Here is a 24110-nt window from a genome sequence, read left to right as displayed (position 1 = left end):
AATATTGGCTGGGGGGCCCTCATCGCGAGCAAGCTCGCTCCCACAGGAATCGGGAGCGGGCCTCAATGAACTGACTACTTGGGATACCCAGCGCGTTTCATCTCGCGTTCGGTGGTGGACTGCGCGGCGGTCAACGCCTGGTCCACGGTCTGCTGGCCGGTCAGCGCGCCCGAAAAGAACTTGCCCACCTGGGTGCCGATGGCCTGGAACTCGGGAATGGTCACCAACTGGATGCCGATGTAGGGCACAGGCTTGAGGGTTGGCGCTTTCGGGTCGGCGACTTTCAACGACTCCAGGGTCACCTTGGCAAACGGCGCGGCCTTCATGTACTCGTCGCTGTAGGTCGAGGTGCGGGTGCCTGGCGGTACGTTGGCAATGCCGTCGGTCTTGGCGACCAATTGGCTGTATTCCTTGGACGTCGCCCAAGTGGTAAAGACCGTGGCCGCGTCCTTGGCTTTGGAGCTGGCCGGGATTGCCAGCGACCAGGAGTACATCCACGAAGTGCCCTTGTCGGTTTTTTCGTGGGGGGCGAAGGTGAATCCAACGTGGTCGGCCACCTTGCTCTGGGTCTTGTCGGTGACGAACGAACCGGCGACGCTGGCATCCACCCAGATCGCGCATTTGCCGCTGTTGAACAGCGCCAGGTTTTCGTTGAAACCGTTGCTGGAAGCACCCGGCGGGCCGGATTTCTTCATGTTGTCGACGTAGAAATTGAGTGCGTCTTTCCACTCGGGCCCATTGAATTGCGGCTGCCACTTCTCATCGAACCAGCGCGCGCCATAACCGTTGGCCAGGGTGGTGATCAGCGCCATGTTCTCGCCCCAACCAGCCTTGCCCCGCAGGCACAGGCCATATTGTTCCTTGGATTTGTCGGTGAGTTTTTCGGCGAATTCACCGATCTGGGTCCACGTCGGGTGTTCGGGCATGGTCAGCCCGGCGTTCTTGAACAGGTCCGTGCGGTAATAGGTGATCGAGCTTTCGGCATAGAACGGCAGGGCGTACAGCGAGCCTTTGACCGACAAGCCATCGCGCACGGAAGGGAAAACGTCGTCCAGGTCGTAGGAAGCCGGCAGGTCTTTCATTGGTTCCAGCCAGCCCTTGGCGCCCCAGAGTGCGGCTTCGTACATGCCAATGGTCAGCACGTCGAACTGTCCGCCCTGGGTGGCAATGTCGGTGGTCAGGCGCTGGCGCAGGACGTTTTCTTCGAGCACCACCCAGTTCAGCTTGATGTCCGGGTGCTCGGCCTCGAAGGTTTTCGAGAGCTTTTGCATGCGGATCATGTCGCTGTTGTTGACCGTGGCAATGGTGAGGGTCTGGGCGCCGAAGCTGACGCTGCTGAGGGTCATGCAGGTGGAGACAAGCAGAGCTTTTACCGAAGGTTTCATCGCGCACTCCTTTTCCGCGCCCGAAGGCTGCAGAAGGACAGTTATTGTTTTTGTGTCTTCCGGATGAAGGGAAGAATGTGCGCTGATTACAGCCCTCTATGGACGGCGTGACAAATCATCCGTCGCACTTGTGCTGATACTTTTTTGCACTGGATGGGGGTGTGGCGATGGAAATTATCTGTGGGAGCAAGGCTTGCCCGCGATGAAGTTGACACGGTCTTCCGGGGAACCGAGGCGCCTGCATCGCGGGCAAGCCTTGCTCCCACATGAATCCCGCCACAGAAATGATCCGAGATTTTCAGCCCTGGTTCTGCTCGGTCAACCGCTGCACCGCCAGCCGCCGGTAATGGGACGGGGTCATGCCCTTGAGTTGCTGGAAACGCCGGTTGAAATTGGAGATGTTGTTGAAACCCGATTCGAAGCACACGTCTGTCACCGGTTTGTCGCCATCAGCCAGCAACTCGCAGGATTTGCTGATGCGCAGGCGATTGACGAATTCAATGAAGCAACGCCCGGTGGCCTGTTTGAACACCCGGCTGAAATAGGTGGGTTTCATGCCCAGGTGCTCGGCCACTTCTTCCAGGGACAGTTCCCGGGCGTAGTGGGCAAAGATGTAGTCCACCGCGCGGTTGGTGCGGTCGATGCTGTGTTCGTCCGCCGCTTGCGCAGAGGTCGCGCCGGAAAGCAGTTGGTAGTCATCCGTGGCCGCCAGCAGCTCCATCAGGATGAAGAAATGCCCGAGGCGGCTCATGCCTTGGGAATCGGCGATGCGCTGCATCAGGGTCATGGCCTGGCGGATGGTGCGTTTGCAACGGAACTCGATGCCGTATTGGGCACGTTCGAGCAGCGGTGCGACCGTCTTGAGTTCGGCGAATACCTGGTGGCCGCTTTCGAACAATTCGTCAGTGAAGTTCACCAGCATGTCGCGCTTGTGCACCACTTCGTCCTCGGCCACCTGGCTGATCCAGTTATGGGGCAGGTTGGGGCCGGTGAGGAACAGCGATTGGGGATAGAAGTTGCCGATGTAGTCGCCAATGAACACTTTGCCGGAACTGGCGACGATCAAGTGCAGCTCGTATTCCTTGTGGAAATGCCAGCGCACCAGCGGGCAGGGAAAACCGTGCTGACGGTAGATGATGGACAACCCGTTATGGTCGTCCATCAACTCGTAGGAGGGGTCGGTGATTCTGGCTGTTCGGGTCATGGGCCTGGCGCTTTTATTGTTATCGCCCTTGGATAATGCCCCCTTCGCCAGGCGGCTGCCACTCTGACGTCTAAGCGTTGCGGTTTTTTTCTTCGATCCACTGGGACATGTATAGGGTGCTTTTGTGCTGGTGGTGACGCAGCATGCTGCCGGTGAAATTGTCCCGGCGTCTTTGCGTCAGGTCCGCCCGGCAAGCGTTGATGCTGTCGATCAGCGCCGGGCCGTGCACCTGTTGCCGGTAGCGGTTCGCCAGCAACGCGAGGCCCGCATCCTGGGCCTGGGTCCAGCGCGCCTGGTCGCGGTACAACTGCACTGCCACATTGGCGATGCCTTCGGCGCTCTGGGCAATCGCACCGGGCCAGGGCATGTCGCCGTGCATGGCTTCGGCCCCCACGGGCGTGGTGACGTTGGGGGTGCCGCAGAGCATGGCGTCGATCAGCTTGCCCTTGATGCCAGCGCCGAAACGCAGCGGCGCCAGGCAGATGCGTGCCGCCGACATCACCTGCAAGGCGTCCTCGGCCCAATTCATGATGTGAAAGCCCAGGGCCGGGTTATGCAGCGCGGCGGCCTTGGGCGGGGTGTAGGCGCCGTACAGGTGCAGTTGCGCGCCAGGTAATTGGTGACGGATCAATGGCCAGATGGCGTTTTTCATCCAGAGCACGGCGTCCCAGTTCGGTGCGTGGCGAAAGTTGCCGATGCTCAGGAAATGCGCCCGGTCCTCGAATGGCATCGACGGTTCGCCGGGCAGGTCCAGCATCAACGGGCACCAGTGCAACAGGTTGCGGGGCAACTTGAAGTGCTCCACCAACAGTTCGATTTCAACCTCGGACACCATCAGGTTGAGGTCGCAGCGGTACAGTGCAGCGATTTCCCGCTTGGCCAGGTCGGTGTCGGCCATCCGCTGGAATTCCTCGCCCAGGGCCGGGGCGAAGAGGTCGCTGAAGTCCTCGCTGGTCTCATCGCACTTCAGGCGCTCCTTCAGGCGCTGATGCCGGGCGTGGCGCAGGCTCTGCAAGTCTGACGTCTCCAGCACCCGCAGGGCGCCGGGGCAGTGCTTCTCGACCCGCCAGCCGAACTGCTCTTCCATCATGAATTGGTCGAACAGCACGATGTCCGGCGCCAGCTCGCTGATGAAGGCGTCGAAGCTGCTGCTATTGAGTTCGATCGGCACTTCGCGGATACCCAGCGCGACCAGGTCGGCGCGGTGTTCGCCGGGACCCGCCGGACTGCTGAAGGTGATGTCCCAGCCTTGCCCGAGGAAGGTGTCGAGGATCTGCATGACATGCCCGCTGGCAGCCGATGAGCGCGGCTCGGGCCAGACATAGCCGATAACCAGGACCTTGGTGGCGGTGGGGTGGTGCATGAGCGAGCGCTCCCTAGGAATGAGTCAGCTTGGAACAAATCAGGCGCAGTCTGCGCGAGGGCGCCGATAATACGTGCTAACCCAATCTCTCGTCCCATCGAACTTGAATCATGTGCATTTGCATAAGTTGACTACAATTAAGCAGGGAGCAGCGGTCAATTGATACACCCCGTCCGCTCTCCCTCGTCCGGTGTTACTCCCAGCATTTAGAGGCGTCACCATCCCGTTTGTAAAAACGCGAGAGGGTTACCTCATGTCCTCATTACGCTCAGTCTCCATCGCATCGTTCCTGGCAATTCAGGTTGTCACCAGCCCCTTTGCCGCCTCCGCCCCACCTCCTGCAAGATCAAGCCAGTCTTGTTTTGACGCCAGCGGTAAGAATTTCAGCGAGGTGCTCAACTGTTACAAGGAAGAGCAGGCCAGCGAGCCGCTTAAATTTGTCGATAAAGGCACAAGAACATTGCCGGGAATCACAATTCGAAGTTTTGAGTTGTTCTCGCAAAGCTGGTCGCCCGGTGGCCAAGTAACCCCCACAGAGTGGTCGCACGATGTAGAAATATACATTCCGACCTTTCCGAGACCTCATCCGACAGCCCTGTTGATGGCCGACGATGGCATGAATCGCGAGCCAGATGGGAATGATCCCGTAAAACCCCTGGAGACCCCGCCAGAGGTGGCAATAGCCGTTGCCATAGCAAGCCGAACGACTGTCATTACTGTCAGCTATGTCCCCAATCAGGTCCTTTTCTATGAAGGAAACAGCGATCCGAAATACGAAGGTACCTTGGTCGCACAAAGTTGGGCGCAGTTCTTGAGAAGTCCGGAAGCGCAGCCCTTTGCCTCGGTTGATGTCGCAATGATGGAAAGCCTTGTCAAGGCCATGGATTTGGCGGAGCAAGAGTTTGGAATCAAACAGTTCATTGCTGCTGGTGGCTCCAAACGCGCCTGGGCGGCGTGGCTTGCAACCATCGCGGATGAACGTATCACAGGCATAATTCCGGTAGTGCTGGATATAACTGGGCTCGGACAGATGATGGAAAACACTTACAGGGCCTATGGTAGAAGTTGGCCTGTCGCATGGACCGACTATATCGACGAAGGCGCCCTCCAACAGCGTTACACTGCGAACTTCAAGAAGCTTGAAACCATTGAGGACCCACTGAAGTATCTGAATAGTCGCTACGCCAGTCGGTTAGCAGTCCGCAAGTTTATCGTCAGCTCCAGTGGCGACGACTTCTTTCCGCCGGACAGCCAGAACTTCGCTCGAGCCTTGCCCGGGCCAACCTCCATGCGAATGATACCTAACGCTGGCCATGGCGGCGTCGGCGACGCTGCCACTTCGTTGCTTCCAGTCCTCGCCTATTGGCAAAACGATCGCGAATTGCCGACGGTAACCGCAAGCGAACAAACGGTTGAGGGAAAGCGTCAGTTTTCCCTGCGCTTTTCAAAGGCACCGATCAGCCTCACTTATTGGAGAGCGCATAATCCAACAGACCGTGACTTCCGTTATGAATGCGATATTCGCTATGAAAAGGTCGATGTAAACCTGACGGGGGGATTGGAGGAGGTTGTACCAGTAGACACTCCTGACGGAGGATGGGAGGCAAGCTTTTTTGCGGCAACATTCGCCGATTTGTTGGTCGTGACCAGCGAAGTGACAATTACGCCCAACACCTACCCTGATCACCGGCCACCAGATAGCGGGAGGCGCTGTAAAACCCTGGTGGAAGCGTCGGTCCGTTAGAAATATGTAAGTGCCAAAAGTCAGTGGTGATCGCCGCCGTCAAGGTGGCGATCACGCTAATCGCGGGGCGCCGATAGTGACCAAGAATACGATCCGGCTCAAGAAAGAATGCGTTTGACCTTGTCTCGCAACTGATCGATGGAGAAAGGCTTGCCGATCACCGACATGCCTTCAGGTACATCGATACTTTCGGCATAACCACTGGCAAACAGCACCGGCAGTTGTGGCCGCACGGCTCGGGCCTGTTTCGCCAATTCGCGCCCATCCATGACCGGCAGGCCGACGTCAGTCATCATCAGTGCGATGGGTTGCGTGTCGTTGTGCAAAAATGCCAGTGCCTGCTCGCAACCATCCGCCTCCAGCACCTGGTATTCCAGCTCCTCCAGCACGTCGACGATCAACATCCGCACAATGTCATCGTCTTCGACGACCAGGATGGTGGGCTGGGTGGCAGGAGGAGGGGTGGACATAGTAGACATTCTCGAAGAAGGGAGCGGGAGGGAGACTCGAAAAAACGGCCTCTTTCATGAGTCTCTTTTGTGAGCCTCTTTTATGAGTAAGCTGCGAGGCGGCACAAGTTCCCAGGGTTGTACAAGAAAGGATCTATAGTACAAGAGCTGACAAGGATAGTCGCTTCCTTGCTACAAGGTAGATCGTCGCGGGACTTGCGCCTTTGACTCGTCAGATAATGTGGATCCAAGCGCCGTTCTTCGGGCAAACTCCACGGTTTTCAACTGTCCACCAAGGCCTTTTCCATGATTCCTTCGTCTTCGGTCGACGAGCAAAGTTTTCGCAAGCTCCTGAGCCGCAATATCAGCCTGCCGCTGGGCATGGGCGCCCTCAGCGCGGTGTTTTTCATCATCCTTGTCACGTACCTGCTGTCGGTGATCCAGTGGGTCGGGCATACCGACAGGGTGATCAATAATGCCAATGAGGCGCTCAAGCTGAGCGTGGATCTGGAAACCGGCATGCGTGGCTACCTGTTGAACGGTGACGAGCACTTTCTCGAGCCCTATGAAGTGGCCAAGCCGCGGATCGCCGTTGCGCTGGATACACTGCTGGAATTGACAGCCGACAACCCCGTCCAGACCGACCGGCTGCACAAGATACAAGCGCTCCAGACGGAATGGTCCCAGTACGCCCAAGGCATGATCGACCTGCAACGCAGCAGCGGGGATTACCGGAGCGCGGTGAGGTCCGGGCGCGGCAAGCGCTTGACGGACGAAATCCGCCAAACCTTCGAGGAAATCGTCGATACCGAGCAGCAACTGCGCGCGGCGCGTAACCAGGACGTGCGCACCACCACGATCTGGAGTATCGCCCTGTACCTGCTGTTCGTCGCCGCTGTCAGCGGGCTGCTGGCCTACGTTGGCCGCCGGGATCTGTTGAGCTTGTCCGAGAGCTACAGCGCCAGCCTGAAAGTCCAGCAACGCAGCGCCTTGCACCTGGAAAAGCAGGCCTGGTTGCGCAATGGCCAGACGCTGCTGGCCGAACAGGTCCTGGGGCAACTGTCGCTGAACCTGTTGGGCCGCAACATCCTGCAGTTCTGTGCGAAGTACCTGGATGTGGCGGTCGCTGCGCTCTATGTACGGGAAGAAAATGGCGTGCTCAAGCGCGTCGCCAGCTATGGCTTGTCCCGGGAGGATGACGCGCAGCAGCAGGTGATCGTCGACGGTGAAGGTATCGCTGGCCAGGCTGTGCGACAGGGGCGTCTCATTCGGTTGGATGACGTACCGGACGATTACCTGAAAGTCAGCTCCGGATTGGGACAAGGGCTGCCCAACAGCGTGCTGGTGGCGCCCACCAGTGACGATGACCGGATCAACGGTGTCATCGAGTTGGGCTTCCTGCGGCCACTGACCGAGCGCGACATTGAGCTGCTGGAGCTGATTTCCGGCAATATCGGCACCTCCATCGAGGCCGCCCGTTATCGCCAGCGCTTGCAGGAAGTGCTGGCCGAAACCCAGCAGTTGAACGAAGAACTGCAAGTGCAGCAGGAAGAGCTCAAGACCGCCAACGAGGAACTGGAAGAGCAGTCGCGCATTCTCAAGGAGTCCCAGGCCCACCTGGAAGCCCAGCAGCAGGAACTGGAGCAGACCAACGAGCAGTTGGCCGAACAGCGCGATGCCATGGACCAGAAGAACAGCGAGCTGAACCTGGCCCAGATCCAGTTGCAGGAGCGCGCCGAAGAATTGCAGCGTTCGAGCAAGTACAAATCCGAGTTCCTGGCCAACATGTCCCACGAGCTGCGCACGCCGCTCAACAGCTCGCTGATCCTGTCCAAGCTGCTGTCGGAAAACCCGCAGCAGAACCTCAGCGAAGAACAGGTCAAGTTCGCCGAGTCGATCTACTCTGCCGGCAACGACCTGTTGAACCTGATCAACGATATTCTCGACATCTCCAAGGTCGAGGCCGGAAAGCTGGAAGTGCGCCCGGAAAAAACCAGTGTGCAGCGTCTGGTGGAAGGCCTGCGGGACATGTTCGAGCCGTTGGCAGCCGACAAGGGCCTGAGGTTCGAGGTCCAGGTATTGCCCGATGCGCCGGCGATGCTCTACACCGATCGCCAGCGCCTGGAGCAGGTGATCAAGAACCTGCTATCCAATGCCGTGAAGTTCACCGAGCGCGGCACCGTCAGCCTGTCGGTGGCCGGGCAGCCGGGCTCGGGCATCGCGTTCATGGTGCGCGACTCCGGGATCGGTATCGCCGCCGATCAGCAGCAAAGTATCTTCGAAGCGTTCCGCCAGGCCGATGGCACGACCAATCGTCGTTACGGCGGTACCGGCCTGGGGTTGTCGATTTCCCGGGACCTGGCCACGTTGCTGGGCGGCTCGATCTGCGTTTCCAGCGAGCCGGGGCAGGGCAGCGTGTTTACGCTGGTACTGCCTGAACGTTATGTCGAGCCCGGGGACTCGCCGATAGAACCGATGACATTTACCCCGACGGCCACCGCGCCAGCGCCGGCTGCGCCCAAAGCCGCACCGGCACCGCTGATGGCTGAAGTGGATACACCGATTGCCCGATTTGCCGACGATCGCGACAAGGCGCCGTTCGACACCCGGTGCATCCTGGTGATCGAGGACGAGCCCAAGTTCGCCCGCATCCTCTTCGACCTGGCCCATGAACTCGGTTACCAGTGCCTGGTGGCCCACGGTGCCGATGAAGGCTTCGACCTGGCCTTGCAACTGGCTCCCGACGCGATCCTGTTGGACATGCGCCTGCCGGATCATTCCGGGCTGACGGTGTTGCAGCGGCTCAAGGAACGGGCCGAAACCCGGCACATCCCGGTGCACGTGATTTCCGTCGAAGACCGCGTCGAAGCCGCCATGCACATGGGCGCCATCGGCTATGCCGTCAAGCCGACCACCCGCGAAGAACTCAAGGATGTGTTCGCCCGCCTGGAAGCCAAGCTGACGCAGAAGGTCAAGCGGGTCCTGCTGGTGGAGGACGATGACCTGCAACGTGACAGTATTACCCGCCTGATCGGCGACGATGACATCGAGATCACCGCCGTTGGCCTGGCCCAGCAAGCCCTGGACCTGCTGCGGACCAATGTCTACGACTGCATGATCATCGACCTCAAGTTGCCGGACATGCTCGGCAATGACCTGCTCAAGCGCATGTCCAGTGAAGACATCTGTTCCTTCCCGCCGGTGATCGTCTATACCGGGCGCAACCTGACCCGCGACGAAGAGGCCGAACTGCGCAAGTATTCGCGCTCGATCATCATCAAGGGTGCCCGTTCGCCAGAGCGCCTGTTGGACGAGGTGACACTCTTTCTGCACAAAGTCGAATCCCGGTTGTCCCATGAACGGCAGCGGATGCTCAAGACCGCCCGCAGCCGCGACAAGGTGTTTGAAGGCCGCAAGGTGCTGCTGGTGGACGACGATGTGCGCAACATCTTTGCCCTGACCAGCGCCCTGGAGGCGAAGGGGGCGATCGTTGTCATCGGCCGTAACGGCCTGGAGGCGATCGATCGCCTGAACGAATTCGACGACATCGACCTGGTGCTGATGGATGTAATGATGCCGGAGATGGACGGTTTCGAAGCCACCGCGCTGATCCGCAAGGACCCGCGCTGGCGCAAGCTGCCCATTATTGCCGTGACGGCCAAGGCCATGAAGGATGATCAGGAGCGCTGCCTGGCGGCGGGTTCCAACGACTACCTGGCCAAACCGATCGATCTGGATCGTCTGTTCTCGCTGATTCGCGTGTGGTTGCCGAATATGGAAAGAATTTAGTGGAACGTGACACCGACATTGAACTTCGTTTGTTGATCGAAGCGATCTACCTCAAGTACAGCTACGATTTTCGCGATTATTCCGGTGCGTCCATCAAGCGCCGGGTCCACCATGCGCTGAGCCAGTTCGAGTGCAAGACCATTTCGGCCTTGCAGGAGCGCGTGCTGCACGACCCGGGAGCGTTCATGCAGTTGCTGCAACTGCTGACGATCCCGGTCAGCGAGATGTTTCGCGACCCCTCGCATTTCCTGGCCATTCGCGAGGAAGTCGTGCCGCTGCTCAGGACGTATCCTTCGATCAAGATCTGGATCGCCGGTTGCAGCACGGGAGAGGAGGTCTACTCCATGGCGATCTTGCTGCGCGAAGAAGGCCTGCTGGACCGCACACTCATCTATGCCACCGATATCAATCCGCGCTCGTTGGAAAAAGCCAAGCAGGGGATTTTTTCCCTGGAAAACGTGCGCACCTATACCCAGAACTACCAGGCCGCCGGAGGCCGGCGCTCGTTTGCCGATTACTATACCGCCGCCTACGATTATGCGATGTTCGACAAAACCCTGTGCGAGAACGTGACCTTTGCCGATCACAGCCTGGCGACCGACAGTGTCTTTTCAGAGACTCAGTTAATTTCCTGTCGTAATGTATTGATATATTTCAATAAAAAACTACAAGATCGGGCGTTTGGATTGTTTCATGAGTCCCTTTGTCACCGTGGTTTCCTGGTATTGGGCAGTAAGGAGACGTTGGATTTCTCGGCTTACGGCCATCGATTCGAGCCGTTGGTCAAACAGGAACGGATCTATCGCAAGTTATGAACCAGACCAAGGACAGATCCAACCCGCCCATCGAGGCCGTTGTCGTCGGTGCATCGGCCGGTGGCGTCGAAGCGTTGCTCAGGGTCTTCGGACACCTGCGCAAAGGCTTTGGCGTGCCCATCCTGGTGGTATTGCATTTGCCGGACGAACGTGAAAGCCAACTGGCCCGCGTATTCGGACATCGTCTGGCAGTGCCGGTGGAAGAAGCCCGGGACAAGCAGGACATCGTGCCGGGAACCTTGTATGTCGCCACGCCCGGCTATCACTTGTCGGTCGAGGCTGACCGTAGCCTGTCGTTGAGCCTGGAGGAGCCGGTGCATCATTCGCGGCCGTCCATCGATGTGTTGTTTGAATCGGCCGCCGATGTCTACGGCCAGAAATTGCTGGCCGTGGTGCTGACCGGTGCCAACAACGATGGCGCCTGTGGCTTGGCGAAGGTCAGGGCGCTGGGCGGGATCACGGTGGTCCAGGACCCCGATGAAGCCCAGGTCTCGACCATGCCCGAAGCGGCGCTGGCCCTGCACGAGCCCGACCATATCCTTACTTTGCAAGGCATCGGCCAATTGCTGGCCGGGCTGGAATGAACCACATGCCAAGAGATATTCAAGCCAAACTGCTGATCGTCGATGATCTGCCTGAGAATCTGTTGGCCCTGGAAGCGTTGATCAAGGGCGGCGACCGCGAGGTCTTCAAGGCCCTGTCGGCGAACGAAGCACTGTCCCTGCTGCTGCAACACGACTTTGCCCTGGCCATCATCGATGTGCAGATGCCGGACATGAACGGTTTCCAACTGGCCGAGCTGATGCGCGGCACGGAGAAGACCCGCAGCATCCCTATCATTTTCGTCAGTGCCGCAGGTCGTGAACGCAACTATGCCTTTACCGGTTATGAGAACGGCGCGGTGGACTTCCTGCACAAGCCGCTGGACACCCAGGCGGTCAAAAGCAAGGTCAATGTGTTCGTCGAGTTGTACCGTCAACGAAAGGCCATGAAGGAGCAGGTCGTAGCCCTTGAGCGGAGTCGCCGCGAACAGGAAGTTCTGTTGCAGCAACTGGAGGCCACCCGTGGCGAGCTGGAGCAAGCGGTACGCATGCGTGACGACTTCATGTCCATCGTCGCTCATGAGGTGCGAACGCCCCTCAATGGTCTCATTCTCGAGACACAGTTGCGCAAGATGCACCTGGCCCGGGACAACGCCTCAGCCTTCAGCCTGGACAAGGTGCGGGCGATGGTCGAGCGCGACGAGCGCCAGATCAAGAGCCTGATCCGGCTGATCGAGGACATGCTGGATGTGTCGCGGATTCGCACCGGCAAGTTGTCGATCCGTCCGACCCGCTTCAACCTGACGGCATTGGTGGAAAACCTGCTACACAATTTCCAACCGCAAATCGCCGTCGCCGAGTGCTCGTTGACCTGCTTGGCCGAACCATCGGTGGAAGGGCTTTGGGATGAGTTTCGTATCGAGCAGGTGATCTCGAACTTGTTGACCAATGCGTTGCGCTACGGTGGCAAGGGCCCGATCGAGGTGCGCGTCTACAAGACGCCCGACCACGCCTGTATCGAGGTCCAGGACCATGGCATCGGTATCAGCGAGGAAAACCAGAAACGTATCTTCCAGCAGTTCGAGCGCGTATCGTCCAAGGCGGCCGCTGCTGGCCTTGGGCTGGGGCTGTTCATTTCCGAGCAGATTGTCGCGGCTCATGGCGGGACCATCACGGTCAACAGTCGCCTCAATGAAGGGGCGTTGTTTCGTGTTTGCCTGCCCTTGCAGAAAACTGTCTTGGACAAAACCGCCGAACAGACGCAACCTCTGCGAGACCCCAAGGTCGTATCAGCAGCTATTGATCGAACAAAGGCTTCTCATGAGTGAAGATGCGCAAGATGTTGTATTGATCGTCGAGGATGACCCGTCGATCCTGATGGTATTGTCGGCCTACCTGTCGGGCGAGGGATACCGGGTGCTGCAGGCCGAAAACGGTGCCCAGGCGTTCGAGATCCTGGCGAGCAAGCCTCATCTGGACATGATGATTACCGATTTCCGCCTGCCGGGTGGTATCTCCGGGGTGCAGATCGCCGAGCCTGCGGTCAAGTTGCGTCCTGAGCTGAAGGTCATTTTCATCAGTGGCTACGCGCAGGAAGTGCGCGACACTGACAGCCCCATTACCCGCAAGGCGCCGATCCTGGACAAGCCGTTCGACCTGGATGAGCTGCAGAGCATCATGCAGTCGATGTTGTCGTAGGTTTCAAAAGTATTGTTTGGATTGGGCAAGGCTTTGTGGGAGCAAGGCTTGCCCGCGATGAGGCCACTTGGTCTTCCTGAAACCGAGGTGACTTCATCGCGAGCAAGCTTTGCTCCCACAGAGTCAAGGACCTTCCCACAGGGTTAAGGGCCTTCCCACAGAATCAAGGAACCGTGATCATCTCCCGCACCTTGGCCGTCAATAGATCAAACGTGAACGGCTTGGTGATCATCTGCATCCCCGGGTCAAGGAAACCGCCGCGTACGGCTGCATGTTCCGCGTAACCGGTGATGAACAGTATCGGCAGGTCCGGGCGGAGCTGCCGGCCGATTTCTGCCAGTTGCCGGCCATTCATGCCGGGCAGGCCCACGTCGCTGATCAGCAGGTCGATGCGTTGGCCTGACTGGAGGATCGGTACTGCGCCGTTGGCGTCGGCCGTTTCCACAAAGGCATAGCCCAGCTCGCTCAACACCGCGCTCACCAGCACTCGCACCGCTGGATCGTCCTCGACGATCAGCACGGTCTCACCGTCCTGCGCATACGGGGCGTGTGGCGTGGTGACCTGGGGCTCGTGGATTTCTTCACCGCGAAAGCGCGGCAGGTAAAGGTTCACAGTGGTGCCTTTGTCGACTTCGCTGTCGATGGTCACATGGCCACGCGATTGCTTGCTGAACCCATAGATCATCGACAGGCCCAGCCCGGTGCCCTGGCCGATTGGCTTGGTGGTGAAGAACGGATCGAACGCGCGACCGATGATTGCTTCGGGCATGCCGCAACCGCTGTCCTGCACGCTCAGCACCACATAGTCGCCAGGTTCCAGGTTGGTGTAGGCATCGGTGAAATCGGCGTCCAGGTGCCGGTTGCACGTCTTTACCACCAGGTTCCCGCCGTTGGGCATGGCGTCCCGGGCGTTGAGGACCAGGTTGAGCAGGGCGCTTTCCAGCTGGTTGGGGTCGGCTTCGGCGACCCAGAGCTGTTCGTCCAACTGCATGTCCAGACGGATGCTTTCGTTGAGGCTGCGTTGCAGCAACTCGCCCATGGACAGCACCAGCGTATTCATCTGGACGGCTTTGGAGTCCAGTGATTGCCGACGGGAAAACGCCAGAAGGCGATGGGTCAGGCCGGCGGCGCGGTTGGCCGAGGTCACGCCCAGGTCGATGAGGCTGTCCAGGTCCTCGGTGCGGCCCCGGGCCAGGCGCCGGCGCAGCAGTTCGAGGCTGCCGATGATCCCGGTGAGCATGTTGTTGAAGTCGTGGGCGATACCGCCGGTGAGTTGGCCGACTGCTTCCATTTTCTGCGACTGGCGCAGTGCCTCTTCGTTATGGCGCAACTGGGCGGTGCGTTCTTCCACTTGCTGTTCAAGGGTTTCAAGGGTGGTTTGCAGGCGCAGTTCGCTGTTGCTCAGGTCGATCAGGCGGTCGCGGGCTTCGTACTGCCTTCGACGGCCGCGCAGGGCGGTGGTCACCAGGCTGATCAGGGTCACTGGGTGGAAAGGGCGCTCAAGGAAGGTCACGTTGCCCAGTTGCATACCGATACGCGCCGCCGGGTTCTGTTCCGGGCCGCCGTGATGGGTCAGCAAGACAATGGGCAGGTCGGACCAGGCTGGCTGCTGCTCGATGTGCAGGAACAGCGCTTCCAGATCAGGCCCCACCAGGGCTTCCGAGGAAATCACCAGCAGGCCGGCACCTTTTTCCAATTCTTCGCACAAATGGCCCAGATGACGGCAGATGAGGCCGGCAAAACCGGCTTCATTGAGGATCATCAAGGCGATCTGGCTGTCCCGTCCCAGCGGCGCGAGGATCAGCGCCCGCTCGGACAGGGGCTCGGCCAGCGTCACCGGTGTTCATCCCTGAGCAGCGGGTTGCTTTCGCCCATGTAAGTGGGAACCCCTCGCAAGACGCCTTGGAACGCCTCGAGCGGCTCGCCGATGGTCATGCCCAAGCCGCTGATGCGGTATTCGCGGATGGTCGACTCATGGCTGCCCGTGCGTTTCTTGATGATGGAAATCGCTCGGCGCACCTTGCCCAGTGCTTCGAAATAACGCAAAAGAATCACCGTGTCAGCCAGGTAAGTAATGTCCACGGGCGCCTGCATGTCGCCGACCAGACCGTGCTGTGCGACAGTCATGAAGGTCGCCGCGCCCTTGCGGTTGAGGTAGAGCAACAGTTCATGCATGTGCAGGACCAGGGCGTTCTCTTCCGGCATGGCCGCCTGATAGCCATTGATGCTGTCGATGACCACGGTCTTGATATCACCCTCATCGACACAACGGCGTACGCGGTGGGAGAACTCGCCAGGGGACAGCTCGGCGGCGTCCACTTGTTCGATCAGCAGGTTGCCGGTCTCTTGCAGGGCGTGCAGGTCGATGCCGATGTTTTTCATGCGTTCGAACAACAGGCCAAGTTCTTCATCGAAGATGAACAGCGCGGCCTTCTCGCCACGATGCACGGCGGCTGCGGCAAAAATAAGTGCTATCAGCGACTTGCCGGTCCCCGCCGGGCCGAGGATCAACGTGCTGGAGCCGGTCTCGATACCGCCACCCAGCAGGGCGTCCAGTTCGCCGATGCCGCTGGAGAGTTGCTGGCGCAGGTATTGGCCTCGGTGTTCGGCGGCCACCAGGCGTGGGAAGACGTGTACGCCGTCGCCCATGATGGTGAAGTCATGGTAACCGCCGCGGTATTTCTGTCCGCGATACTTGACCACCCGGATCCTGCGTCGTTCGGCGCCATAGTTGGGGGTCAGTTCTTCCAGGCGAATCACCCCGTGGGCGACACTGTGGACGGTCTTGTCCAGGGACTCGGTGGTCAGGTCGTCGAGCAGCAGGACCGTGGCGTCGTAGCGCACGAAGTAGTGCTTGATCGCGAGGATCTGGCGACGATAGCGCAAGGAGCTTTGCGCCAGCAGGCGAATCTCCGACAGGCTGTCGAGCACCACCCGGGTCGGCTTGACCCGTTCGACCACTTCGAAGATCTGCCGGGTCGCTTCGCCCAGCTCCAGGTCCGAGGAGTACAGCAGACTCTGCTGGTGCTCGGCATTGAGCAGGCTTTCGGGCGGGGTCAGTTCGAAAATATGAATGTTGTTGTCCAGCGTCCACCCGTGGGAGGTTGCGCCCTGACGCAGTTCACGCTCGGTTTCCGATAGCGTGATGTACAACGAGCGCTCGCCAGCCTTGGCGCCGGCCAACAGAAAATGCAGCGCGACCGTGGTCTTACCAGTCCCCGGTTCCCCCTCAAGCAGGAACACATGGCCGCGGGACAAACCACCGGAAAGGATATCGTCCAACCCTTCGATGCCGATGGCGGCTTTTGCACTGATCAACTCGTTAGATGTAGACAAAAAAAGCCCTCTCATGACTAGGGAAGTGGGCAGCAGGCTGGGTAACGCCTGAATTCAACTGCCTGAACACTTGACCCTTGGCGGTGATGGCGGTTCCGCTTATATCGATAAAACGCGGTGTGCTGCACAACTTCGTAGGAGCTGTCGAGCGAAGCGAGGCTGCGATCTTGTCCCAGACAATTGAGTCGCAAGCGAAAGATCAAGATCAAAAGATCGTCCGAACGCGGCCCGAGCCTTCGGCAGCTCCTACAGACCCTGTTGCAGCGCCGGGTCGTCGGGGTTCAACTGTTCAAGTTGCGCCAGCAGGATCTGAACATTCTGTAACTGGCCGGTTTCCTTCCAATAGTTGATCAGCAGCACCCGTGCCTTGCGGTCGGCGGGGTAACGCTGGACGATTTCCTGCAGCTGTTTCTGTGCCGCTTCCACTTCCTGCTCGGCATGCAGGGTGGTCGCCAGGTCATAGCGGTATTGGCGATTCTCGGGCTCCAGTTCCACCGCTTTTGCCAAGCCGAGCACCGCATACTCGTTCTGGCCGTGTTGCAGCAGCCACATGCCCAACGCATGTTGCAGATAGGCCGACGCGGGCTGGGTTTGCAACTGTCGGGCGAGCAATAGTCGCGCCGCTTCGCTTTGGCCCTGTTTGTCCAGCACCTCGATCTGCATGACCAGCGCCGGCAGGTTGTCCGGTTGCAGGCGCAAGGCCTGTTCAAGGGCCAGTTGGGCTTTCTTCAGTTCGGCGTTGTGCAGGTGCAGTCGGGCGAGCTGGTAGTGGGTCTCAGCGGTTTTCGGACCGTCCTCGAGCACCTGTTCCCAGGTGTCGATGGCTAACTGCATCGCCCCGAAATACAGGCCGAGATCATCCGGCGACAAGCCCAGCAGCGCGTTCACGGCGGCGAACCGGACATTCTGGTCGTCATCATCCAGGAGCGGGCCGAGCAACAGGCTGCGCTGACCCGTCGGCACCAGCCCGACGATGCTGCCAATGGCGGCTCGACGCACGTCCGGCGATTCGTTGTGCAGGTCCGCGTCCGCCAGCTTCAGGGCTTGGGGGCTGGGGTAGTTGGGCAGTTCGGCGTGCAGCCACACGCGGCGCTTGGGCGAAAGGTCCGGACGCCCCAATTGCTGGTAAAGCATCCGCGCTGCTCCTGGCTGCCCGTTGCGGGCGCTGCCCAAGGCTTCGCTGTAGCCACGCTTGATCGCTTCAGGGATCTGCGGCGTGGTGCTGCGTAGCCATACCGCGACAAGACCAATCACCAACAGGACACAGAGGCTGAGGAGCAGATAGCGGCGGCGAGGCGAGAGCATGCAGGGAATCCATTACCAGAAGCGTGAAATGCCGCAAGCTTCGGTCAGGCGGGGGCTTGAGTCAAACCCTGTGAAGCATCTCATGGGCCCAGGGTAAGCTTGCCCGAGTCAGTGTGGGAGCAAGGCTTGCCCGCGATGAGGGTGGCACATTTTGCAGCAATGCAACTGACACACTGCTATCGCGAGCAAGCTTTGCTCCCACAGGGTGCTCCTCCAAGAGGAGTGGAGGTTAGCGCCAGCCGAAAAAAAGCCCCGCGTCCAAATGAGAAGCGGGGCAAAAATTTGGCTGGTTGCGGCCAACCAAAGGAGCTCGGTTGAGAAGGGGATCAGTTGCTGGCAACGGTCTCCGGTTTCCAGCCACCGCCCAGGGCCTTATAGATCGCGACGATGCCGCGGTACAGGTCCACTTCGGCCTGGGCCTGGGTGTCTTCGGCAGCCAGGCGTTCGCGCTGGGCGTCGAGCAGCACGAGGAAGTCCACGGTGCCTTCGCGGTAGCGAATCTCGGCCAGGTCGGCGGCGGCACGGCTCGATTCACTCTGGCGGATCAGCGAGATCAGCCGTTGTTGGCGTTTGCCGTAGTCACTGAAGGCGTTCTCCGATTCTTCCAGGGCCAGCAGCACTTGCTGTTCGTAGGTCGCCAGGGCGCCGTCCGCCTCGGCGTCGGCACCGCGCAAGCGAGCCCGCACGCTGCCCAGGTCGAAAGCCGCCCAGGTAATGCTCGGGCCCAGCGCCCAGGCGTTGGCCGCCGAGGAGCCGATCTGCGAGCCGCGGCCAGCCGTGAAGCCGAGGAAACCGCTCAGGCTTACCCGTGGGAACAGATCGGCCTTGGCCACGCCGATGCGCGCCGTGGCAGCGGCCAGTTGGCGTTCGGCGCTGAGAATGTCCGGGCGCCGTTGCAGCAGTTCACCCGGATCGCCGATGGGCAGGGCCTTGGCGATGGCCGGCAACTGTTTCGGGCTCAGGTCCACGCTGAGTTTGTCCGGACGCTCGCCCAGCAACGTGGCGATGCGATTGCGCTGGCGCACCTGTTCGGCCTGCAGCTGCGGCACGCTGGCTTCCACTGAGGCCAGGCGCGCATCGGCCCGCACCACATCGAGCTGATCGCCGACGCCGGCATCACGCAGGCTTTCGGTGATCTTGCGCGAATCCTGCTGATTCTTGAGGTTCGCCAGGGCGATCTTTTCCCGCAATTGCGCGCCGCGCAATTGACCGTAGGCGTCCACCAGTTCGGCGATCATGGTCACCTGCAACTGATAGAGATCGGCTTCGATCGCCTGCTGATTGGCATCGGTGGCTTCCAGGTTGCGCTGGATGCGTCCGAACAAGTCCAGCTCCCAGGCCATGTCCAGGCCCAGGTCGTAACGCTCGGTATTGACCCGGTCAGTGGTCTGTCCCGGGATCTGGCCTTTGCCCAGGTTACTGCTGCCACGGCTGGTGATGGTCGGCATGGCGTCATTGCTGGCGTCATCGCGAATCGCCCGGGCGGCCCGCAGACGGGCGAAGGCCACGCGCAACTCGCGGTTGCCTTCCAGGGAACGGGTCACCAACGCATTAAGGGTCGGGTCGTCGAACTGCTGCCACCAGATCCCTTCAAAGCGGGCACGATCGAAATTCTTCTGGCCGGCGGCGCCGTCGGTGGCGGTGGTGATATTCGCCGCCTCCGTTTGCGGGGCCTGGTAGTCCGGGCCCACGGCGCAGGCACTCAAGGCCAATGCCAGCAAGCTCGGCACGAACGCTTTCAAACTCATTGTTGCGCCTCCAGTTTCAAAGCCCGGGCCGCCTTGCGGGCCTCGCTGCGCTCGACGAAGTTGCGGATCAGTACATAGAACACAGGGGTGAGCAGCAGGCCGAAGAAGGTCACGCCGAGCATCCCGGAGAACACCGCCACACCCATGGCATGGCGCATTTCGGCACCGGCGCCACTGGAGAACACCAGGGGCACCACGCCCATGATGAAGGCGAAGGAGGTCATCAGAATCGGCCGCAGACGCAGGCGGCACGCTTCGAGAACCGCCGCCAGCGGGTTCATGCCTTCGAGCTGTTTATCCTTGGCGAACTCGACGATCAGGATCGCGTTCTTGCAGGCAAGCCCCACCAGTACGATCAAGCCGATCTGGGTAAAGATGTTGTTGTCGCCGCCGGAGAGAATCACCCCGGTAATGGCCGACAGCAGGGTCATCGGTACGATCAGGATCACCGCCAATGGCAGGCTCCAGCTTTCGTACTGTGCCGCGAGTACCAGGAACGCCAGCAATACGCAGAGCGGGAACACGAACAGCGCGGTGTTGCCCGAGAGGATCTGCTGGTAGGTCAGGTCGGTCCACTCGTACGTCATGCCGTTGGGCAATTCGTCCTTGAGCAGTTTCTCGATGGCTTTTTCCGCCTGGCCGGAGCTGTAGCCCGGGGCGGCGGCACCGTTGATTTCAGCGGTGATGAAGCCGTTGTAGTGCATCACGCGGTCTGGCCCCGAGGTGTCGCTGACCTTGATGAAGGTCGCCAGCGGTATCATCTCGCCACGGTTGTTGCGCACCTTGAGCTGGCCGATCTGGTCCGACTCGAGACGGAATTGCTGCTCAGCCTGGACGTTGACCTGGTAGGTGCGGCCGAAGCGGTTGAAGTCGTTGGCATACAGCGAACCCAGGTAGATCTGCAGGGTGTCGAAGATGTCGCTGACGGCCACGCCGTGGGTCTTGGCTTTTTCACGGTCGATGGCGGCATCGACCTGGGGCACGTTCACGGTGTAGCTGGTGAACAACCCGGCCAGTTCCGGCACGCTACGGCTCTTGGTGATGATGTTCATGGTTTCTTTGTACAGCTCGTCGTAGCCCAGGTTGCCCCGGTCCTCGATTTGCAGGCGGAAACCACCGATCGTACCCAGGCCCTGTACCGGCGGCGGCGGGAAGATCGCCATGTAGGCTTCCTGGATCCCGGCGTATTGGCCGTTCAAGGCACCGGCGATGGCGCCGGCCGACATGCTCGGGTCCTTGCGTTCGTCGAAAGGCTTGAGGGTCACGAACACGATGCCGGCGTTCGGGCTGTTGGTGAAACCGTTGATCGACAGGCCTGGGAAGGCCACGGCGCTTTCAACGCCCGGTTGCTTGAGGGCCAGGTCCGACATGCGCTTGATCACGTCTTCGGTGCGATCCAGGCTCGCGGCGTCCGGCAGTTGGGCGAAGGCCACCAGGTATTGCTTGTCCTGGCCGGGTACGAAGCCGGTCGGGGTGTTGGAGAAGCCGAAGAAGGTCAGCACCATCAGGCCCGCGTACAGCACCAGGGCGATGCCGCTGCTACGAATCACTCGGGCGACGGTGCCCACGTAACCATGGCTGGCGCGCTCGAAGAAGCGGTTGAACGGACGGAACAACCAGCCACCGAAGAGCTTGTCGAGGAACTTGGAGAAACGGTCCTTGGGCGCATCATGGCCCTTGAGCAACACGGCAGCCAGGGCCGGCGACAGGGTCAGGGAATTGACTGCCGAAATCACCGTGGAGATGGCAATGGTCAGGGCGAACTGCTTATAGAACTGCCCGGTCAAGCCACTGATGAACGCTGCCGGAACGAACACCGCGCACAGCACCAGGGCGGTGGCGATGATCGGGCCGGTCACTTCGCCCATGGCGCGCTTGGTCGCTTCCACCGGGGTGAGCCCCAGTTCGATGTTTCGCTCGACGTTCTCCACCACCACGATCGCGTCGTCCACCACGATACCGATCGCCAGTACCAGGCCGAACAGCGAGAGTGCGTTCAACGAAAAGCCGAACAAGTGCATCACCGCGAATGTACCGATCAGCGACACCGGCACCGCCACCAATGGAATGATCGAGGCGCGCCAGGTCTGCAGGAACAGGATCACCACCAGCACCACGAGAATCAGTGCTTCGAACAGGGTGTGCACCACCGCCTCGATGGAGCCACGGACGAAGATCGTCGGGTCATAGACGATGCTGTAGTCCATCCCGGCCGGGAAGCCCTTCTTCAACTCTTCCATCTTCTCGCGAACGTCGTTGGAGATCTGGATGGCGTTGGAGCCAGGACGCTGGAAGATCGGGATTGCCACCGCCGGCTGGTTATCCAGCAGCGAACGCAGGGCGTATTGGCTGGAACCCAGTTCGACCCGGGCGATGTCCTTCAGGCGAGTGATCTCGCCGTTGGCGCCGGAACGAATGATGATGTTCTCGAACTCTTCCTCATTCACCAGGCGACCCTGGGTGTTGATCGAGAGCTGGAAAGCCTGGGCATTCGGTGCTGGCGGTGCACCCAGGGCGCCGGCCGCCACCTGGCGGTTCTGTTCACGGATCGCGGTGACCACGTCGGTGGCGGTCAGGTTGCGCGAAGCGGTCTTGTTCGGATCCAGCCAGACTCGCAGGGAGTAGTCGCCCATGCCGAACAGTTGCACGTCACCCACGCCGCCCAGACGGGCCAGCTCATCCTTGATGTTGAGCAGCGCGTAGTTGGACAGGTAGAGCATGTCGTAGCGTTTGTCCGGCGAGGTCAAGTGCACGACCATGGTCAGGTCGGGCGACGCCTTGTCCACCGTGATGCCGATCCGGGTCACTTCTTCCGGCAGCTTGGGTTCGGTCCGGGTGACACGGTTCTGCACCTGCACCTGGGCGTTGTCCAGGTCGGTGCCCAGGGCGAAGGTGATGGTCAGGGTGATCTTGCCGTCAGCGGTGGACTGCGAGGACATGTACAGCATGTTCTCGACGCCGGTGATGGCTTGCTCCAGGGGCGCGGCCACGGTCTCGCCGATGACCTTGGGGTTGGCGCCCGGGAAGTTGGCGCGCACGACCACGGTCGGCGGCACGACTTCCGGGTATTCGCTGATCGGCAATTGGAACAGCGAGATGGCGCCGGCGATCAGGATCAGCAGCGAAAGCACAGCTGCGAAGATCGGTCGCGAAATGAAGAACTGGGAAAATTTCATCTTGGATTCAGTCCCTTAACCGCGTGGGGTCGCAGCGGCCAATTTGCCTGCCGCCCCTGACGCGTCCTTGGATGGCGCGACTTGGGGCAGGTTGCTGGCTTCGAGCGCTTTACGTTGTTGTGCCAGGGCGGCAATGGTTTCGTCGCTGGCCATCGGCACGGTCTCAGGCGTGACCGGTGCCCCCGGACGAGCCCGTTGCAGTCCCTTGACGATGATGGTGTCGTTCTTGCTCAGGCCGTTGCGCACGATGCGCAGGCCTTCGATCTTCGGACCCAGCTCGACGGCGCGGTAGGCCGGCTTGTTCTCGGCATCCATCACCAGCACGAATTTCTTGCCCAGGTCGGTGCCGACGGCTTCGTCGTTGATCAGCACGGCGGCATAAGTGCCGCTGCCCACCAGTTTCAGGCGGGCATACAGGCCTGGGGTGTAGGCACCGTCCTTGTTGTCGAACACGGCACGACCACGGATGGTGCCGGTCTGCGGGTTGACTTGGTTGTCGACAAAGTTCATCTGGCCCAGGTGCGGGTTGCCGTCTTCGTTGGACAGGCCCATGTAGACTGGTGTGGCCTGGCCGCGCTGGCCCTGGCGGGCAAGTTGGGTGTACTTGAGGAAGACACGTTCGTCGGCATCGAAGTAGGCGTAGACCTTGTCGGTGGAGACCACACTGGTGAGCGGGGTGACGTCAGCGGTCACCAGATTGCCGGCGGTGATGTCCGCCCGGCTGACGCGACCGCTGATGGGCGAGGTCACGCGGGTGAAGCTCAGGTTCAGCTTGGCCAGGTCCAATTGTGCCTGGATGGCCGCAGCGGCGGCGCGGGCTTCCTGGGCGGCGCTGGTGCGCGAGTCGGCCAGCTCGGCGGAAATGGCATTGCTCAAGCGCAGGCGTTCGCCACGCTGGGCTTCGTTCTCGCTGCGGGTGGCGGTGGCGCGGGCTTGGGCCAGTTGGGCTTCGAGACGACGTACTTCAGCCTGGAAGGGGCGTGGGTCGATCTGGAACAACAGGTCGCCTTTCTTGACCAGCGCACCTTCGGTGAAGGCCACTTCGTCGATCTGCCCGGAAACCCGTGGGCGGATCTCGACGGTTTCCGGCGCTTCAAGGCGGCCGGTGAACTCATCCCATTCGTTGACAGGTTGTTCCAATACCTTGGCCACACTGACTTTGGCCGGCGGCATGGACGCTGCCGTATCGGGAGTCTTGCCGCAGGCGCTCATCACCAGCACCGCCAGCAGCGCGAGGGGAAAACGCAGTTTTGAAAGTGAATGTTCCATGGATAGCATCCGCCAATGTATTGAGAATGGGCGGATGATGCGTGGCGCAAGGCAGAGGAACGAATCGAATGAAGCAAAGGTAACTATCATTCAGAATGATATAAGCCATCGATAAGGCCTCTAATTCGGCGATGCTGTCCATTAGATGTGAATTATTGTGGCGAGGGGATTTATCCCATAGGCGCTAACCAAACCCCAAAAATAGTAAACTGATCGTCGATAGAAGAGCTGCAAGGAAAGCAAGCGTGACACCAGGACTAGATGAAGATTGGCCAAAACTGCTGGCG

At 60.2% G+C, this 24110-nt stretch carries 16 protein-coding genes; 6 read left to right on the top strand and 10 right to left on the bottom strand.

All coding sequences use genetic code 11. The features are described from left to right. Positions 1-74 precede the first annotated feature (74 nt). The 3 genes from ASC85_RS14360 to ASC85_RS14350 form a co-directional block, all read right to left on the bottom strand. Complete coding sequence (locus ASC85_RS14360) at positions 75-1385, bottom strand: ABC transporter substrate-binding protein (RefSeq protein ID WP_057449893.1); 1311 nt, start codon at positions 1383-1385, stop codon at positions 75-77. A gap of 298 nt (positions 1386-1683) precedes the next feature. Continuing rightward, positions 1684-2589, bottom strand: coding sequence for an AraC family transcriptional regulator (locus tag ASC85_RS14355; protein ID WP_041475904.1), 906 nt, complete (start codon positions 2587-2589; stop codon positions 1684-1686). A 70-nt stretch (positions 2590-2659) separates the two neighbouring features. Then, the gene (locus tag ASC85_RS14350) at positions 2660-3952 is read right to left on the bottom strand and encodes a glycosyltransferase (protein WP_057449891.1); all 1293 of its coding nucleotides are present in this window, start codon (positions 3950-3952) and stop codon (positions 2660-2662) included. A gap of 253 nt (positions 3953-4205) precedes the next feature. On the opposite strand from ASC85_RS14350, the gene ASC85_RS14345 reads away from it, so the two are divergent. Further along, entirely contained in the window at positions 4206-5696 is a 1491-nt protein-coding gene (locus tag ASC85_RS14345; RefSeq protein WP_082534381.1) for a PhoPQ-activated protein PqaA family protein, read from the top strand. Between the two features lie 98 nt (positions 5697-5794). On the opposite strand, the gene ASC85_RS14340 is transcribed toward ASC85_RS14345, so the two are convergent. Further along, entirely contained in the window at positions 5795-6166 is a 372-nt protein-coding gene (locus ASC85_RS14340; RefSeq protein WP_057449887.1) for a response regulator, read from the bottom strand. 285 nt (positions 6167-6451) lie between these two features. On the opposite strand from ASC85_RS14340, the gene ASC85_RS14335 reads away from it, so the two are divergent. From ASC85_RS14335 to ASC85_RS14315, 5 genes are read left to right on the top strand one after another with little or no spacing between them, the layout of a single operon-like run. Further along, a complete protein-coding gene (locus ASC85_RS14335) occupies positions 6452-9934 on the top strand; it encodes a response regulator (RefSeq protein ID WP_057449885.1) in 3483 nt (1160 codons plus the stop codon). Further along, on the top strand, positions 9934-10749 hold the full coding sequence (locus ASC85_RS14330) for a CheR family methyltransferase (RefSeq protein WP_057449882.1): 816 nt from the start codon (positions 9934-9936) through the stop codon (positions 10747-10749). Before ASC85_RS14335 ends, ASC85_RS14330 begins: the two co-directional genes overlap by 1 nt. Beyond that, complete coding sequence (locus ASC85_RS14325) at positions 10746-11333, top strand: chemotaxis protein CheB (protein WP_057449880.1); 588 nt, start codon at positions 10746-10748, stop codon at positions 11331-11333. Before ASC85_RS14330 ends, ASC85_RS14325 begins: the two co-directional genes overlap by 4 nt. Before the next feature lie 5 nt (positions 11334-11338). After that, positions 11339-12619 (top strand): hybrid sensor histidine kinase/response regulator, encoded by a 1281-nt coding sequence (locus ASC85_RS14320; protein ID WP_057449878.1) that lies wholly within the window; start codon positions 11339-11341, stop codon positions 12617-12619. Then, on the top strand, positions 12612-12989 hold the full coding sequence (locus ASC85_RS14315; RefSeq protein WP_014338183.1) for a response regulator: 378 nt from the start codon (positions 12612-12614) through the stop codon (positions 12987-12989). The genes ASC85_RS14320 and ASC85_RS14315 overlap by 8 nt, the downstream gene beginning before the upstream one ends. A gap of 163 nt (positions 12990-13152) precedes the next feature. Here the strand turns inward: ASC85_RS14315 and ASC85_RS14310 are convergent, their stop codons facing one another. The 6 genes from ASC85_RS14310 to mexE all read right to left on the bottom strand — a co-directional run bounded on the left by ASC85_RS14310 (position 13153) and on the right by mexE (position 23823). Next, positions 13153-14826, bottom strand: coding sequence for a response regulator (locus ASC85_RS14310; RefSeq protein WP_057449876.1), 1674 nt, complete (start codon positions 14824-14826; stop codon positions 13153-13155). Further along, entirely contained in the window at positions 14823-16325 is a 1503-nt protein-coding gene (locus ASC85_RS14305; protein WP_057449873.1) for an ATPase domain-containing protein, read from the bottom strand. Before ASC85_RS14305 ends, ASC85_RS14310 begins: the two co-directional genes overlap by 4 nt. Positions 16326-16571: 246 nt before the next feature. Beyond that, positions 16572-17630 carry a tetratricopeptide repeat protein gene (locus ASC85_RS14300; protein ID WP_057449871.1) on the bottom strand — a complete coding sequence of 353 codons (1059 nt, stop codon included), beginning with the start codon at positions 17628-17630 and terminating at the stop codon, positions 16572-16574. 326 nt (positions 17631-17956) lie between these two features. Next, the gene (locus ASC85_RS14295; protein WP_057449869.1) at positions 17957-19378 is read right to left on the bottom strand and encodes an efflux transporter outer membrane subunit; all 1422 of its coding nucleotides are present in this window, start codon (positions 19376-19378) and stop codon (positions 17957-17959) included. Further along, complete coding sequence (locus tag ASC85_RS14290) at positions 19375-22554, bottom strand: efflux RND transporter permease subunit (protein WP_057449866.1); 3180 nt, start codon at positions 22552-22554, stop codon at positions 19375-19377. The genes ASC85_RS14295 and ASC85_RS14290 overlap by 4 nt, the downstream gene beginning before the upstream one ends. Positions 22555-22569: 15 nt before the next feature. Next, positions 22570-23823, bottom strand: coding sequence for a multidrug efflux RND transporter periplasmic adaptor subunit MexE (mexE, locus tag ASC85_RS14285; protein ID WP_057449864.1), 1254 nt, complete (start codon positions 23821-23823; stop codon positions 22570-22572). Positions 23824-24110: the final 287 nt, after the last annotated feature.

This window comes from Pseudomonas sp. Root401 (assembly GCF_001425105.1).
Taxonomy (GTDB): Bacteria; Pseudomonadota; Gammaproteobacteria; order Pseudomonadales; family Pseudomonadaceae; genus Aquipseudomonas; species Aquipseudomonas brassicacearum.
This window is presented reverse-complemented; position numbering and strand designations above follow the sequence as displayed.